Origin of the sequence: Shimia aestuarii (assembly GCF_900114635.1) — a bacterium.
Classification (GTDB): domain Bacteria; phylum Pseudomonadota; class Alphaproteobacteria; order Rhodobacterales; family Rhodobacteraceae; genus Shimia; species Shimia aestuarii.
This window is the reverse complement of the sequence record NZ_FOTQ01000004.1, coordinates 143,199-158,027: the sequence shown is the minus strand read 5'-3', so window position 1 is coordinate 158,027 and position 14,829 is coordinate 143,199. Positions and strand designations below refer to the sequence as shown.

Below are 14,829 nucleotides of genomic sequence, written 5' to 3'. Positions count from 1 at the left end.
CGGCGCGCCTCAGGTCATATCGGTCGCGGTATCGAGCAGGACATAGGTTCCGACGGCGATCATCACCCAAGGCGCCAATCGTTCCAACCGCCGGGCCCACCCGGTCGTGCCGCCAGCTTGTGCGGTTTTCAGACCCGCTGCCATCAAACCGCCCCACGCCAGAATCGCCCCGAATATCCCCGCTACACGGTGCCCCGGCGCGGCATCTGCCAGCAACGGCGCCAGCACAATCAGGCTGTCGCTGGAAATACTCAGGAACAGGAGCACCAACGCCACAAGAGTCGCGTCATCGCGCGCCTTCGGTCCCTCACCGCCATTTTCCTGCAAAAGGGCGCGCACCCCGATCAGTATTGGTACTATGCCAAGCCAACCGGCCTGTGCCGACAAGCCGATCTCGATCCCTTCCGCGATGGCCTTGGCGACGGCCAGCACGATGACCTGTGCAGTGACAAATGCGATCAGCACACGTTTCTTGGGCAACCGCAACATGAGCGCCACCATCACGGCCAGATTGTCGAGATTGGTCAGGATCAGCGCCAGCGTCACCGAAAACGCAAAAACCGCAAGGCTCATGGAAGCCGCCCCAAACCATCCAGCACCGCCTTGGCCGCCCGAATCCCCGGCGCTTCGCCACCGCGACCCAACCGGTCCATGGTGATCTGCATTGCCTCGGCCTGTGCGCTTGGATCGCCCAGTACATCCAGCACCACTGGCGCAATCCGATCGGCCCGACAGGCGGCCCCGATCAATTCCGGCACCGCGCGAGTCTCGCTCACCAGATTGACCAGCGTCACCGTATCCACCTTGAGCATCATGCCGATGATCTGGCGGCTGAGCCAGTTCATGTCATAGGCAATTACCATCGGCGTGCCAGCCGCGGCCAGCTCCAGAGAAACCGTGCCAGAGGCTGCAAGGGCCACGTCTGCGGCCCGGAACGCCGCTCTTTTCTCGGCCTGCGCTTCGTGCTCTAATCGATCCCGCGGGTCCAGCACGATCACCTGACCCGGCCAATCGCGGCACATCTCCTTGACCATTTCGGCCACAGGCGCCGCCGCAGGCAGAACCACCCGCAGATCAGGGCGCGCATTCAAAACATCGCGCAGCACCTGCCCAAAGATCGGTCCCAGTCGCGAAACCTCGCCCCGGCGCGATCCCGGCAGCAAAAGCAGCACGGGCGATGTGCCCAACCCATGCGCTTCGCGGAACTGCAACACCTCCGCGTCACTTGCCACGGGTTCGGTAGTCACCGGATGCCCGACAAAGTCACAGCGCATTCCCACCGCTTCCATATAGGGCGGCTCGAACGGCAACAGCGCGAGCACCTGATCGATCATTTTCGACATCTTCTCGGCACGCCCCGCACGCCACGCCCAAACCGTCGGGGCCACGTAATGCACGGTGCGAATATCGCTCCGGTCCTTGACGATCCGCGCCACGCGCAACGAGAAATCCGGGCTGTCGATGGTGATCAATACATCCGGTCGAGCCTGCAGAACCGCCTCGGCGGTCTCGGCAATCCGCCGCTTGAGATGGCGGTACTTGGGCAGCACCTCGGCAATGCCCATCACGCTCAGTTCTTCCATCGGAAATTGGCTTGTAAGCCCCTCGGCCTGCATCGCAGGACCGCCAATCCCATGAAATGACACCTCCGGCACAAGCGTTTTCAGCCCCGCCATCAGCGCGCCGCCAAGCTTGTCTCCCGACATTTCGCCCGCGACCAGGAACACCTTCATCAGAGCACCCGTCCCAAAAGGAACAGCCCGGTGTCTTCAAGGGCTGCACGCGTGGCCTCTGCCTCAAGCAACAAGACCTTGCCGGCTGACACCACGATCCCCTCAAGCCCCGCCTCTGCGGCGTTCTGCACTGTCTGCGGACCAATCGCAGGCATGTCCACGCGCAGATCCTGCCCCCGCTTGGGTGCCTTGACGAACACGCCCTTGCCGCGGCGCAGATGCGCGGGCGTCTCTGCCACAAAGCGCAACATGGCATCCGTGCCCTGCAACGTCTCAACCCCAAGACACAGCCCGGCCGCGACCACGGCGCCCTGCCCCACATCCAAAGGCGACAATGCCAAAAGAATGTCGCTCGCCTTCTCTGCATCTTTCAACGCGTCCGCACTCGGCTCCGGCCCGGCAAACAGCCCCTCGGGCACGGTCAGCGCTGGCAGCACCTCATGCGCGCCCACCACGCGGAACCCCTGTTCTTCGAAAACGGCGATAATCAGGCGCAGAATGGCATCATCGCCGCCATGCAAGGCGGGCAAGAGGCGCGGTGCAATCGCCATCATCCCGGCGTCGAATTCGGCCGGGTTCAGAGCCGGACGCCCCATTGCCCCGGCCAGAACCAACTCGTCCACACCAGCGGATCGCAAGGCGTCAAAAAGGCCGCCCATTTTCTCAAAGGAATGCACTTCAACCGGGTCGGGCATATCATGGGCCACGCCCTTGAACACCACGCGCAGCGCATCCGGATGCGCCTCGGCCAGCAAACGCGGCAGTGCGCCACCCCCGGACAGAATTGCCAGACGTCCCATGGCTCAGCCCGGCGTCAGGAACGACCGGTCCGTGTCGCCCAGAATGAAATCCACGATTTCCTGCACATAGGCGCTCTCGGTTTCCTCCCCGAGACGCGTTGCGCGTTCCATGAACGCCCCTTCGCCCTGCGCCAGCATCTGGAACGCTGCCCGCAGCGCGGTAATGTCCGCACGTGCCACGCCCCGGCGCTTCAACCCGACAAGGTTCAGCCCGTCCAGCGCGCCGCGCGGCCCTTGAACAAGGCCATAAGGAATCACGTCATTTGTCACCATCGAGAGCGCGCCAATAATCGCGCCATGCCCGATCCGCACCCATTGGTGTATGCCGCACAACCCGCCGATGATCACGTCATCCTCGATTACGCAATGTCCGGCAACGGCAGCGGAATTGACCACGATCACCCGATTGCCGATCTGGGCGTCATGCGCGATGTGACAGCCCGCCATGAACAGACCGTCATCACCAACGCACGTGATACCGCCACCGCCCTCGGTGCCGGTGTTCATCGTCACGTGCTCCCGGATGCGGTTGCGTTCCCCGATAACAAGTCGTGACGCCTCGCCCTTGAATTTGAGGTCCTGCGGCACCTCGCCGATCACGGCAAAGGAAAACACCACGGTGTCTGCCCCGATCTCGGTCTGCCCGGTCACGACCACATGTGATTTGAGCTCAACCCGCTCTTTGAGCACCACGTGCGCTCCCACCACGCAAAGTGGGCCGATAACGCAGCCTTCTCCGATGACGGCACCTTCTTCAACAACCGCCGAAGCGTGCACTGTTGCACTTTGCGCAATGGCCATCCGGGTTACTCCTTGGGCAGGTCCATCATGGCCGTGAACTCGACTTCACAGGCCATTTCTCCTTCGACAGTGGCCACCCCTTCGAACTTCCACACCTTGCCGCCCGGCCGCCCGCGCACGGTTTTCACGTTCATTTCCAAAACATCGCCCGGCACCACCATCCGGCGGAATTTGCATTTGTCGATGCCCATGAAATAGACCAGCAACTCTTTGTCGGCCATGTCCATCGCTACGCCCACCATCACCGCGCTGGTCTGTGCCATCGCCTCGACAATGGTCACGCCCGGCATGATCGGTTTGCCCGGAAAGTGCCCTTGGAAATGCGGCTCGTTCATCGTGACGTTCTTGATGCCCCGTGCCGAGGTATAGCCGTCGATATCGACGACCTTGTCCACGAGAAGAAACGGATAGCGATGCGGAATAATCCGCTGGATCAGGCCGATATCTGCGCTTTTCAATTCTTCGGACATCCCGAGAAGCTCCCGTCATTTGTGTGCATGTGTTGGAACAAGTCCCTAGCAACCCTGCCCCGGTTGGGCAAGCGCGCGCATGGTCCCGCGGCCTATTCCCGCTGAAGACCCGATCCGTCGCCGATGGCCGCATCCAGCCGGCCAATCGCTTCCTGCGTGACGTCGATTGCGTTGTCCGAAAGCAGAATCGTGCGCTGTTCCAGGATAACCGATGCCCGCGCTTCGCGCATCAACTCGGCCAGCACCGGGCGCGCGGCCTGAACGAACTGCGCTTCCTCTCGCTCCTGGCGCAAGGCAATCTCGCGCGCCTTGTTGTCCTGGAAATCACGGATCTCCTCGACCCGGCGGTCAAATGCATCCGCCACGGCCCGAAAATCCGCCGCCGTCATTTCTTTGCGTTTCTCGGTAAGAACCTTTTCTTCCTCGGCCAGCTTGGCCTCCATCTGGCGGTTCTCGGCCCGTAGAACCGACTGCTCGGCGGCAATTTCGCGTGCCACGCGCTGGCCGAATTGCGAGTCCGTGAAAAGACGCTCGCTGTCGATCGTCAGAATGGCCGAAATCGGCGCGCCCGTCTCTTGTGCCTGCCCTGGCCCTGCCGGCCCAAAGGCCAGCAAAACCGAGGCAATAAGCGCAAACAGCCGGTCCATCACGACTTAGAACTGGGCGCTAACGGTGAAGTCAAAGTTCTGCTCCTTGTCGAACTTCTCTTTCTGGATCGCCTTGGAGAAGTTGAAACGCAGCGGCCCAATCGCCGTTTCCCAGAACAGAGAGAAGCCGACCACGTGGCGCAACGAGAAATCTTCATAGATCACGTTGGGCGACGAAACATCCAGCCCCCAGAGCGATCCGATATCATAGAACAGACCACCCCTGATCCCGAGTTCATCGGGCAAGCCCAGCGGGAACTCTGCCTCAAACCGGGCCACGGCATAGTAGTTACCGCCAAGCGCGTCATCCTGCACTCCGCCGCCCTGATATTCACGCGGGCCGATCCCGAAGGGCTCAAAACCGCGAATATTGCGCGCCGTGGTGATGAAACGGTCATCCGCGCGGCTGTCTTTGTCGGGCGAATAGAGCGCCCCGCCCTCAAGCACCGCCCGCAGGGTGATTTCCTCGTGGTAAACCCGGGTTTCTGCAATCGCACGCGCAGTGGTCTTGATGAAGGTGTAATCCCCACCAAGGCCACCGAAATCCTGACCAAACTCAAGCAAAACGCCCCGGTTCGGATCAAGCCCGCGGTTGCGTGTATCAAAGCTGTAGGTATAGCCGACCGAGCTTTTCCAGATATCGCCGCGCGCCGCTTCCGTGTCGATGATCGAACCGGCGAGCGCTTCACCATTGTTGATATCCATTTCCGAGTTCTGCAGCGTATACCGCAACGCCATCTCACCATATTCACTGACCGGGAACGCCAGTGTCGGCTGAAACTCACCAATCGTGTTGCTGAAGCGGGCCTCGTTGGGCTCATACTCCTGATAGCGCAGCGCAAAACCGGCCGCGAGATCACGACCCAGGAACGCCGGTTCAAGGAAGTTGAATCCATAATCGGTGATGGTCGACGCCGTCGAGAACGAGAACCCAACAGTTTGACCACGACCAAGGAAGTTGCGCTCGTTGAAGCGCACGACGAGGCCGAACCCGTCATTGGTTCCGTAGGTCGCGCCAAATGAGAGCGAACCCGTGGGCTTTTCGACAACGTCCACGTCGATCACCACCTGATCGGGCGAGCTCCCCTCACGGGCATTCACCTCGGCGGTTTCAAAGAACTCCAGCGCGCGAATGCGCTCGGCGCTTTCGCGGATTTCGCGCGGGTTGAACGGATCACCTTCGACGATGCGGAACTGGTGACGGATCACCCGGTCGATCGTGGTCGTGTTGCCTTCGATGTCGATACGTTCAACGAAGATGCGCGGGCCTTTGACAATGGCGAACTCCACGTCCAGCGCCAGATTCGCATCGTCGCGCGTGATGCGCGGATCGACCCGGACAAAATCCAGCCCCTGCTTGAGCGCCTTTGTCTCCATGCGCGCGATGGCGTTTTCTACCTGCAACGGCGAATACATTACGCCGGGCTTGAGCTTGATCGCGGCAAGATATTCATCAGGATCCGCGCCGGCCACTTCGCTGGTCGCGGTGATTTTGCCGAATTCGAACTGCTGCCCTTCCTGAATATTGAAGGTGATGAAATAGCTGTCCCGTTCCCGCGACAGTTCCGCATTCACGCTGGTTACGCGAAAATCGACAAAGCCACGCGACAGGTAAAAGTCGCGCAAAACCTGTTTGTCGAACTCGATCCGGTCGTCGACATAGGTGTCCTGCTTGAACAGGGCACGCAGAAGACCCGCCTGTTTGGTGCCCAGCACGCGGCGCAGGCGACGGTCCGAGTATTCCTGGTTGCCGACAAATCCGATCCGCTCGATTTCAACAATGCCGCCTTCGAAAATCTCGAAAATGAGATCGGCGCGGTTGTCGCTGCGGCGGATGATGCGCGGCGTGACCCGCGCGGCAAGGCGCCCGGACTGCGCATAGGCCTCGGTGATCCGCGCCGCGTCACGCTCCGCAACCGTCGGGTTCAGCACCCGCCGCGATTGCGATTCGATCAAGCTGGCCAGCGCATCATCCTTGAGCCGCGCATTGCCTTCGAAGTTGATCAGGTTGATCGTCGGGTATTCCTGCACCTTGATGACCAGCCGGTTTCCGCTGGGAACAAGCTCCACGGTCTCGAACAACCCACTGGCCAAAACCCGCTGATAGGCCGCGTTCAATTGCCCGGCAGAGACGGTCTGACCCGTCTTGAGCCCGGCATAGCTGATCACCGCAGCGGATTCGATCCGTTGATTACCTTCGACGCCGATACTGCCGAACTGGTACTGCTGCGCCGAAGCCAAATTCGGAAGCGCAAGCAAAACCGCTGAAATCAAAAAGAAAAACGCAAATACGATCTGTCGAAGTCGTGTATTGCCGCCGTCTTTGGCCACCGCCAAAGCTCTTTCATGTTTGGCCATTCCCAAACTCCGCAAGACATCCCAGTTGGAACGTGACTACCGAGTCTGAGGCCTCTTGTCAAAAGACCAATACGCGCAGGCGTTTGTCGAGTTATCCACAGGGCTTGGTAGAATGACAATGACCCGCCACATCATCTGGTGGCGGGCCATTGCCGTCAAACCGGTTCCTAAGGGGGCTCAGAACTGGCTGAGGAACATGCCTAGATACGCACCAAGCATCAGTCCGCCCAATATCGCCGCCGGGAACAACAGGCGATCCCAGTTGATATCAATCAGCAATCCGAGTGCGCGGTATCCGTCTTCAATCGTGTGCATGACATTGGCCTTGGTTCTGTGTTCGTCACCGCCAAAGCTAGGCAGGGATTCTGGCAGAAATGGGGCACACCCGTGGCGCTTATGGGCAAAACAGGTCGTTGGTCAGGCCGAAGGCCATCAATCCAAGCACAATTGTCAGGCCAATCGTCATCAGGATACGCAATGCCCCGTCGCTTGGCGGTTTGCCGGTCACGGCCTCATAGGCATAGAATACCAGGTGCCCGCCATCCAGGATCGGGATGGGGAACAGGTTGAGCATGCCGATTGCCGTCGACAACACCGCGATGAACCAAACAAAGCTCTGCAAACCCTGACTCGCCATCGCGCCCGAGGTCTGCGCAATGCCCACCGGCCCCGACAGGTTGCAACTGCTGATCGCGCCTGTGACCATGTGATACAGTCCCGAGATCGACCCCTCGATGATGCGCCCGGTCTGCTTGACCCCGCTCCAGACCGCAGCCCCCGGCCCCAGCGCTTCCGTGGCCGGTTCGAACGCCAGCCCACCGCCGATACCGATCCGCCAATAGGTCTTGAACCCGCCATCTTCCTGCGGCTCGTCCACCCGGCGCGGTGTCAGGTCGAACATCTGCTCGGCTCCCCCCCGGTTGACCGTGAGCTGCAGCGTCTTTCCATTGCCGTTCTCCACCGCGTCCTTGAGCTGCGCAAACGCCACGATGGGGGTCCCGTCAATCGCCGTAAACACATCCCCGACCTGCAATCCGGCAGAATAGGCCGCCGATTTCGGCGCGAGATGAAGCACGATCGGCGGATAGAGGTAAGGCCCTGTCACCTCGATGGTTTCCCCGGCCCGCACCACCTCATAAGGCAGTGGATTGGCCTTGGTCATGTCTTCCCAGAAGGCATCATATGCATCGCCGTCTTCCATCGACGGCAGCGCCCGACCGTCAATCGCCAGAACCTCGTCACCTTCCTTCAGGGTATAGTTCACCCCCGGAAGGTCACGCAGTTCGCCAACGATCAGCGCGTCGCCCACCTTACCATTGGACATCAACACGCCGGCAAAGATCAGGATCGACAGGATAAAGTTGAAAAAGGGACCCGCAGCCACAGTGGCCGTGCGTGCCCAAAGCGGTGCGCCATGCATGGTGCTGCGCCGCTCTTCGTCCGACAGCCCTTCCATGGCTTCGCCGTCCTTGCCGCTGGCCGCGTTCGCATCTCCCTTGAAGCGCACATAGCCCCCGAGCGGAAACGCCGCGAGCTGCCATTTCGTGCCCCGCTTGTCGTGGCGCGACCAAATCACCGGCCCAAACCCGAGCGAGAACACTTCCGCCTCGATCCCCGACCAACGCCCGACAATGTAGTGCCCATATTCGTGGATCGCCACGATCACCGACAAGGCAACAACAAAGGCCAGCACCACCAGAATCGAGTTCCCGAAACCCGGAAGAAGGGAAAAAATGTCCAAAACGCGTTCCTACCTGTCCTGCTCAGCCATGACCTCTTGGGCCGTCTTGCGAGCCAGATGGTCAGTTTCCTGCACGGTATCAAGGGTCATTTCGGCATTCTTAAGGCATTGTGATGCCACGAGGCGTTCAAGCACCTCCTCAACCACCTCGGCCATCTGAAGAAAACCGATCCGCCGGGCCAGGAACCCGTCCAACGCGGTTTCCTTGGCGGCGTTGAACACCGCCCCCGCCAGTCCTCCTGCCTCCAACACCTCATGCGCAAGCCGAAGTGCCGGGTAACGCACCGGATCGGGCTGGCGGAATGTGAATGTTCCGATCTTGGCGAGGTCAAGCCGCTCGACCGGCAGTTTGCGCCGGTCCGGCCAATGCAGCGCATACCCGATGGCATGACGCATATCGGGTGGACCGACATGCGCCATCAACGCCCCGTCTTTGAAACCGACCAACGCATGCACCATCGATTCGGGGTGCACAAGCACCTCGATCATGCTGTGCGGACAACCAAAGAACTCCTTGGTTTCAATAACTTCCAACGCCTTGTTGAACATGCTGGCACTGTCGATGGTGATCCGCAGCCCCATATCCCAATTCGGATGTTTCGCGGCCTGTTCCGGGGTCGCCCTGGCCATCTCCTGCAGGCTCCAATCACGAAACGCACCACCACTGGCGGTGATGATGATCCGCTCCACCGCGCTCATGTCCTCGCCAACGAGGCCCTGGAATACGGCAGAATGTTCACTGTCCACCGGCAGGATACGCCCGCCATGCTGACGCGCCGTGCGCATGATCAGTTCGCCCGCCGTGACCAGTGATTCCTTGTTGGCAAGCGCCAGCGTCGCCCCTTGCTCAAGTGCCTTCATTCCCGGCGCCAGCCCCGCCGCGCCGACAATCGCGCTCATCACCCAATCCGCGGGACGCGTGGCCGCTTCGACAATCGCCCGCGTGCCTGCCGCCGCCTCCACACCAGACCCGGCCAGTGCCTCGCGCAATTCGCCAAGGCGTGATTCATCTGCCGTAACCGCGATCTGTGCATTAAGCCGCCGCGCATCCGCCGCAAGGCGCGCGATGTTCTGTCCCCCGGTAAGCGCCACCACATCATAGGCACCGGGTTCACGTGCGATCAGGTCGATCGTGTTCTGCCCGATCGACCCCGTCGCCCCGAAAATACTGACTTTTCTCATAGTGCCGGCAGCCCCAGCGCCGCCCCCATCAACAAAACGAACAATGCCGCGCCCATCATAGCGTCAAACCGGTCCAGCAATCCTCCATGCCCCGGAATGAGGTTGGAGCTGTCCTTGATCCCTGCCCGCCGCTTGAGCGCGCTTTCAGCCGCATCGCCCATCTGCGAAGCAAAGGAGGTCAATACGCTCAGCACGATCAATGCCGGCCCACCGAACACAACACCCACGGCCCCTGCCGCAATCCAGCCCGCAATCGTCCCGGACCAGGTTTTCTTGGGGCTGACCTTCGGCCAGAATTTCGGCCCGCCAAGCAGACGCCCGGCAAAATATCCAGCAACGTCTGTGGCCACGACCACCGACACCAGCCAAACGATCCAATAGGCGCCGCGCACATCGCGAACAACGATCAGCCCATAGCAGGCAAGGATCAACGCCGACGCATAAGCGCCGTATATCAAACGATCTTTCTCAAGCTGCGTTGCCCCTGCGATGGCCACCGCCAAAAGCACAGGCAGGACCGCCTGCCCCGGCAGGAACATGGTCGCCGCCATGGCCGCCGCTGCCAGAACGCCCATCGGAATCGCGAAACGGCGCTTTTCCGGCCCCATCAGTCGCGAGAATTCCCAGATCATGCCGCCACAGATCAGCGCCACCAGTTCGTGAAACCACACGCCGCCGGCCCAGATCGCCGACGCCCCGATGATCAGCATGACCGCTGCCGAGCCCAACCGCGCCGGCAGATCGCCCCATGTGCCGCCCGCCCCGCTCACGCGCTTACTGCACCGAATCTGCGGTCACGCATGGAATAGGAAACAACCAGCCGCCGAAACTCGTCTTCCGAGAAATCTGGCCAAAGCGTGTCGATGAACTCGTACTCCGCATAGGCTGACTGCCATAGAAGAAAGTTGGAAATCCGTGCCTCTCCGCTTGTACGGATCACCAGGTCGGGATCGGGCAACACGCAGGTATCAAGGTATTTCGGAAGGGTTTCTTCGTTCACCTCTTCCGGTTTGAGCCGCCCGGCCTGAACATCTTCGGCAAGGCGCTGGGTCGCGCGGGCCACCTCGTCCCGCCCCCCGTAATTGAGCGCGATGGTCAGGTTGACCTCGTCATTCTCCGCCGTCAGCTCTTCCAGCTCATCCATGAGCGCGCGCAGCTTGGCATCCAATCCCGGACGGTCGCCAATAAATCGCACCCGCACACCTTCGGCCTTCAACGCCCGCGCTTCCTTGCGGATATAGGCGCGGAACAGGCTCATCAGCCCGGCCACCTCGGATTGCGTCCGCTTCCAGTTTTCCGTCGAAAAACCAAATATAGTCAGGTACTTGACGCCCAGCGGTTTACAGGCGCGCACGATTTCCTTGACCCGTTTGGCCCCTGCATGGTGGCCGAACAACCGAGGACGCCCCCGGGCCTGGGCCCAGCGGCCGTTGCCATCCATGATGATGGCCACATGGCGCGGACCTTGCGCAGTGATGTCCTCGGGCATTTGCGTTACACCTGCATGATTTCGGCTTGCTTGTGCTCAAGCGCCGCGTCGACCTGCTTGATGAAACGGTCGGTCAGGTCCTGTACTTCGCCTTCCCAGATCTTCTGGTCATCTTCCGACATGCCAGCGGACTTGGCCTTCTTGATCTGGTCCATGCCGTCACGACGCACGTTGCGGATCGCGACGCGGGCATGTTCGGCATATTGCGCGGCCACCCGTGCCAGCTCTGCGCGGCGTTCCTCGTTCAACTCGGGAATCGGCAGCATCACGATCGTGCCGTTTGTCTGCGGGTTGATGCCGAGGCCGGAATTCATGATCGCCTTTTCCACGGCGCTAACCAGCGACTTGTCCCAGACATTGACCGTCACCATGCGCGGCTCGGGCACGTTGACCGTTCCCACCTGGTTGATCGGGGTCTTCTGACCGTAGGCATCCACCATCACCGGTTCCAGCATCGTTGCCGAAGCCCGCCCGGTGCGCAGCGATGCAAATTCGGTCTTCAACGCCCCCATGGCGCCATCCATGCGGCGGGTCAGGTCGTCGGTATCAATCTCAAAGTCTTCTTCGGACATTGGCTTGCTCTTTTTTTGCCGGGGCCATGCACCCCTGTTTCATTCTGTACTCTAAAGGCTTCACTGGACCTTTGTATAGGTGCCCCGGCCCGCGAGAATGCCCTTGAACCCGCCCGGCTCGTCCAGACCGAAGACGATGATCGGCAGGTTGTTTTCCCGCGCCAGCGCAATTGCGCTGGCATCCATCACCTTCAGACGCTTGGTCAGCACGTCATCATAGCTCACCTGATCATAGCGAGTGGCGTCGTCGTGTTCCTTGGGATCCTTGTCATAGACCCCGTCCACCCCGTTCTTGCCCATGAAGATCGCTTCACAGGCCATCTCGTTGGCACGCAGCGTCGCCGCTGTGTCGGTAGTGAAATAGGGGTTGCCGGTTCCCGCGGCAAATATGCAGACCCGCTTCTTTTCAAGGTGGCGCACCGCGCGGCGACGGATATAGGGCTCGCACACCTCATCCATGCGGATGGCGGAAATCACGCGGGTAAAGACACCTTCGGCCTCAAGAGCCGACTGCATCCCAAGCGCGTTCATGACCGTCGCCAGCATGCCCATGTAGTCGGCCGTGGTGCGCTCCATCCCCTGCGCCGAGCCCTGCAGCCCCCGGAAAATGTTGCCGCCGCCAATCACCATGCAGATTTCGACGCCCATATCATGAACCGATTTCACCTCGCGGGCGATCCGCTGCACCGTAGGGGGATGCAGGCCAAAGCCCTGGTCTCCCATGAGCGCCTCCCCCGAAATCTTGAGCATCACACGGTTGTAGGTGGTCTCGTTCGGGGCGGTGTCGTCGCTCATGTTGCACTTCCTCTGCGCGTCGATTTAGGATCGCGCGCAAAATGTCGGAAAACGCGGTCAGGTTCAATGCGAGAGTTCCCTCAATTCCATGATTTCACGTTTTCGGGCGCCCAATTGCCATGACAGTCCTGCCAGACATTCCCAAAGATCAGCCCGTCCTGATCGCTGGCCCGACTGCCAGCGGCAAAAGCGCGCTTGCGCTCGAGATTGCCGAACGGGGCGGCGGTGTGATTGTCAATGCCGACGCCATCCAGGTGTTTGCCAACTGGCGCGTGCTGACCGCGCGGCCCTCGCAAGAGGATGAGCAGCGCGCGCCACACCTGCTTTACGGGCATGTCCCCTTTGACGCCGAATACTCGGTGGGCCACTGGCTGCGCGAGGTTGCCCCGCTTCTGAAGGGCTCCGAACGCCCCATAATCGTCGGCGGCACCGGCCTCTATTTCACCGCGCTCACACAGGGGTTAGCCGATATTCCAGCCACCCCTCCAGATATTCGCGAAACGGCCAATGCCCGCGTCGCACGAGAAGGGTTCGAAACGCTTCTGGCCGAACTCGATGCCGAAACCGCCACCCGAATCGACCGTCTCAACCCGATGCGCGTGCAACGGGCATGGGAGGTCCTGCAGGCCACGGGTCGTCCATTGGCCGACTGGCAGGACAACACCCCGCCCCCCCTGCTGCCCTTGTCAGAAACGACCGCCATTCTGTTCGACGTGGACAAAGAGTGGCTCAACGCCCGCATTTCCCGCCGATTTGACCTGATGCTGGAACACGGCGCGCTCGACGAGGCCCGCGCCAACCTTGCCACGTGGAATCCGGCCCACCTCTCGGCCAAAGCCATCGGCGCACCTGAACTCGTCGCGCATTTGCAAGGCGCCCTCACGCTGGACGAGGCCCGCATGCAGGCCACGGTGGCAACGCGCCAGTTCGCCAAACGGCAACGCACGTGGTTCCGTTCAAAAATGCGAAACTGGATCAGGTACAGGCCGGAATCCGCCTGACCAAGAATCGACTCGCTTGCCAAAAAACGACATCCGGGGCATCCATAGTGCCCAGATGACCACACGAAATTTACATATCCCGTCATTCATGACGCGTCCGGGCCCGCAACCCCTGCAATCGGCCAAGTCCGAAAGCGTGCCTCGGCATCCCTCTCCGGATCGACCGCTCTCTCAGATCAAGGTGCTGACCATCGCGCAGCTCGTAAAAGGCGAACCCTGGCTTCTGGAACAGCTGCATGTGCGCAACCACCATATTCTGCTCTGGACCACCCGTGGTCAGGGGCGCGTCCTCTTGCACGGACTGCGCCGCGGTTTTGGCCCCCACAATGCGCTCTTCATTCCGGCGGGAAAGCTTCTGGCCTTCGAACTTGGATTGCAGGTTCAGGGCCAGGCGATCCTGATCCCCGATGACGGCCGCGTCACCCTGCCCGACCGTACTCAGCATCTGCGCCTGACTGATGGACTTTCGCAGGCCGAGATGACCGGCATCCTCGATGACATGCGCCGCGAACTGCACGAGGATCGCCCCTTTGTCGCCGAGGCACTCAACGCACAGGCGCATCTCATGTCGATCGCGCTGCGCCGCCAGATCCAGAGCATTGGCCCCCTACCCCCGGCCAAGGCCGCCGAACGACTGGTGCGACGCTTCTGCGATCTCTTGGCGCTCGAATTCCGCTCCGGGCAATCCATGGCCGCCTATGCCGACCAGCTCGACATCACGCCAACCCACCTGACCCGGGTCTGCCGCCAATGCGCCGGACTGACCGCTGCCGATATGCTTTCCCAAATGGTCCAGCACGAAGCCCGCGCCCTTCTGATCCACACTGAAAAGCCGATAAACGAGATTGCCGCGTCGCTCGGGTTCGGCAGCGCGGCCTATTTCACGCGGTTTTCGCAACAGCACTTCGGCCACGCACCCAGCCAGATTCGCAAACAGGCCCAGGGCGACCGCCCCCGTATCTGATCACGCCTGCGAGCCCCTCATTTGCCAAATTCGACACCGGCGATGTCGTTTTTTGCCCCTTAAATGACGATAGCAACCGTTGACGTAACGCCAATTCTGTTGCCGAATGAAGCTCATAACCAAAACAGATGCCGCATCCGACGGCATCACATAACAAAATCGCTTGTTCAGCACGCGACATGGCACGCCGGGGGATAATCGTTGCCAATACGCCAGCCAGACCACTGTTACCGCATCTGCGGCGTCGTTCTTTTCGATCTCACACGCCCCCTTGCA

At 60.9% G+C, this 14,829-nt stretch carries 16 protein-coding genes; 2 read left to right on the top strand and 14 right to left on the bottom strand.

What is annotated here, in order from left to right:
* Positions 1-9 precede the first annotated feature (9 nt).
* The 14 genes from BMZ35_RS11760 to pyrH all read right to left on the bottom strand — a co-directional run bounded on the left by BMZ35_RS11760 (position 10) and on the right by pyrH (position 12,588).
* Positions 10-573, bottom strand: a complete 564-nt coding sequence (locus BMZ35_RS11760) for a hypothetical protein (protein ID WP_093094047.1) — start codon at positions 571-573, stop codon at positions 10-12.
* Positions 570-1,733 (bottom strand): lipid-A-disaccharide synthase, encoded by a 1,164-nt coding sequence (lpxB, locus tag BMZ35_RS11755; protein WP_093094046.1) that lies wholly within the window; start codon positions 1,731-1,733, stop codon positions 570-572. The genes BMZ35_RS11760 and lpxB overlap by 4 nt, the downstream gene beginning before the upstream one ends.
* Positions 1,733-2,533, bottom strand: a complete 801-nt coding sequence (locus BMZ35_RS11750; RefSeq protein ID WP_093094045.1) for an LpxI family protein — start codon at positions 2,531-2,533, stop codon at positions 1,733-1,735. Before BMZ35_RS11750 ends, lpxB begins: the two co-directional genes overlap by 1 nt.
* Positions 2,534-2,536: 3 nt before the next feature.
* A complete protein-coding gene (gene lpxA / locus BMZ35_RS11745) occupies positions 2,537-3,334 on the bottom strand; it encodes an acyl-ACP--UDP-N-acetylglucosamine O-acyltransferase (protein WP_093094044.1) in 798 nt (265 codons plus the stop codon).
* 5 nt (positions 3,335-3,339) lie between these two features.
* Positions 3,340-3,804, bottom strand: a complete 465-nt coding sequence (fabZ, locus tag BMZ35_RS11740; RefSeq protein WP_093094043.1) for a 3-hydroxyacyl-ACP dehydratase FabZ — start codon at positions 3,802-3,804, stop codon at positions 3,340-3,342.
* Positions 3,805-3,896: 92 nt separating this feature from the next.
* Positions 3,897-4,451, bottom strand: coding sequence for an OmpH/Skp family outer membrane protein (locus BMZ35_RS11735; RefSeq protein WP_093094186.1), 555 nt, complete (start codon positions 4,449-4,451; stop codon positions 3,897-3,899).
* 6 nt (positions 4,452-4,457) lie between these two features.
* Positions 4,458-6,809, bottom strand: coding sequence for an outer membrane protein assembly factor BamA (gene bamA, locus BMZ35_RS11730; RefSeq protein WP_093094042.1), 2,352 nt, complete (start codon positions 6,807-6,809; stop codon positions 4,458-4,460).
* A gap of 177 nt (positions 6,810-6,986) precedes the next feature.
* Positions 6,987-7,124: a hypothetical protein gene (locus tag BMZ35_RS20935; RefSeq protein ID WP_165610067.1), complete on the bottom strand. Its 138-nt coding sequence runs from the start codon at positions 7,122-7,124 to the stop codon at positions 6,987-6,989.
* A gap of 79 nt (positions 7,125-7,203) precedes the next feature.
* Positions 7,204-8,550: an RIP metalloprotease RseP gene (rseP, locus tag BMZ35_RS11725; protein ID WP_093094041.1), complete on the bottom strand. Its 1,347-nt coding sequence runs from the start codon at positions 8,548-8,550 to the stop codon at positions 7,204-7,206.
* Positions 8,551-8,559: 9 nt separating this feature from the next.
* Positions 8,560-9,732, bottom strand: coding sequence for a 1-deoxy-D-xylulose-5-phosphate reductoisomerase (gene dxr, locus BMZ35_RS11720; RefSeq protein ID WP_093094040.1), 1,173 nt, complete (start codon positions 9,730-9,732; stop codon positions 8,560-8,562).
* Positions 9,729-10,502, bottom strand: a complete 774-nt coding sequence (locus BMZ35_RS11715; protein ID WP_093094039.1) for a phosphatidate cytidylyltransferase — start codon at positions 10,500-10,502, stop codon at positions 9,729-9,731. Before BMZ35_RS11715 ends, dxr begins: the two co-directional genes overlap by 4 nt.
* Positions 10,499-11,221, bottom strand: a complete 723-nt coding sequence (gene uppS / locus BMZ35_RS11710; RefSeq protein WP_093094038.1) for a polyprenyl diphosphate synthase — start codon at positions 11,219-11,221, stop codon at positions 10,499-10,501. Before uppS ends, BMZ35_RS11715 begins: the two co-directional genes overlap by 4 nt.
* Before the next feature lie 5 nt (positions 11,222-11,226).
* Complete coding sequence (gene frr, locus BMZ35_RS11705; RefSeq protein WP_093094037.1) at positions 11,227-11,793, bottom strand: ribosome recycling factor; 567 nt, start codon at positions 11,791-11,793, stop codon at positions 11,227-11,229.
* 60 nt (positions 11,794-11,853) lie between these two features.
* Positions 11,854-12,588 carry a UMP kinase gene (gene pyrH / locus BMZ35_RS11700; protein WP_093094036.1) on the bottom strand — a complete coding sequence of 245 codons (735 nt, stop codon included), beginning with the start codon at positions 12,586-12,588 and terminating at the stop codon, positions 11,854-11,856.
* A gap of 119 nt (positions 12,589-12,707) precedes the next feature.
* Between pyrH and miaA the strand changes: the two genes are divergently transcribed.
* Together miaA and BMZ35_RS11690 are read left to right on the top strand one after the other, a co-directional pair.
* Positions 12,708-13,589 carry a tRNA (adenosine(37)-N6)-dimethylallyltransferase MiaA gene (gene miaA / locus BMZ35_RS11695; protein ID WP_093094035.1) on the top strand — a complete coding sequence of 294 codons (882 nt, stop codon included), beginning with the start codon at positions 12,708-12,710 and terminating at the stop codon, positions 13,587-13,589.
* Between the two features lie 88 nt (positions 13,590-13,677).
* Positions 13,678-14,553: a helix-turn-helix domain-containing protein gene (locus tag BMZ35_RS11690; protein WP_093094034.1), complete on the top strand. Its 876-nt coding sequence runs from the start codon at positions 13,678-13,680 to the stop codon at positions 14,551-14,553.
* Positions 14,554-14,829: the final 276 nt, after the last annotated feature.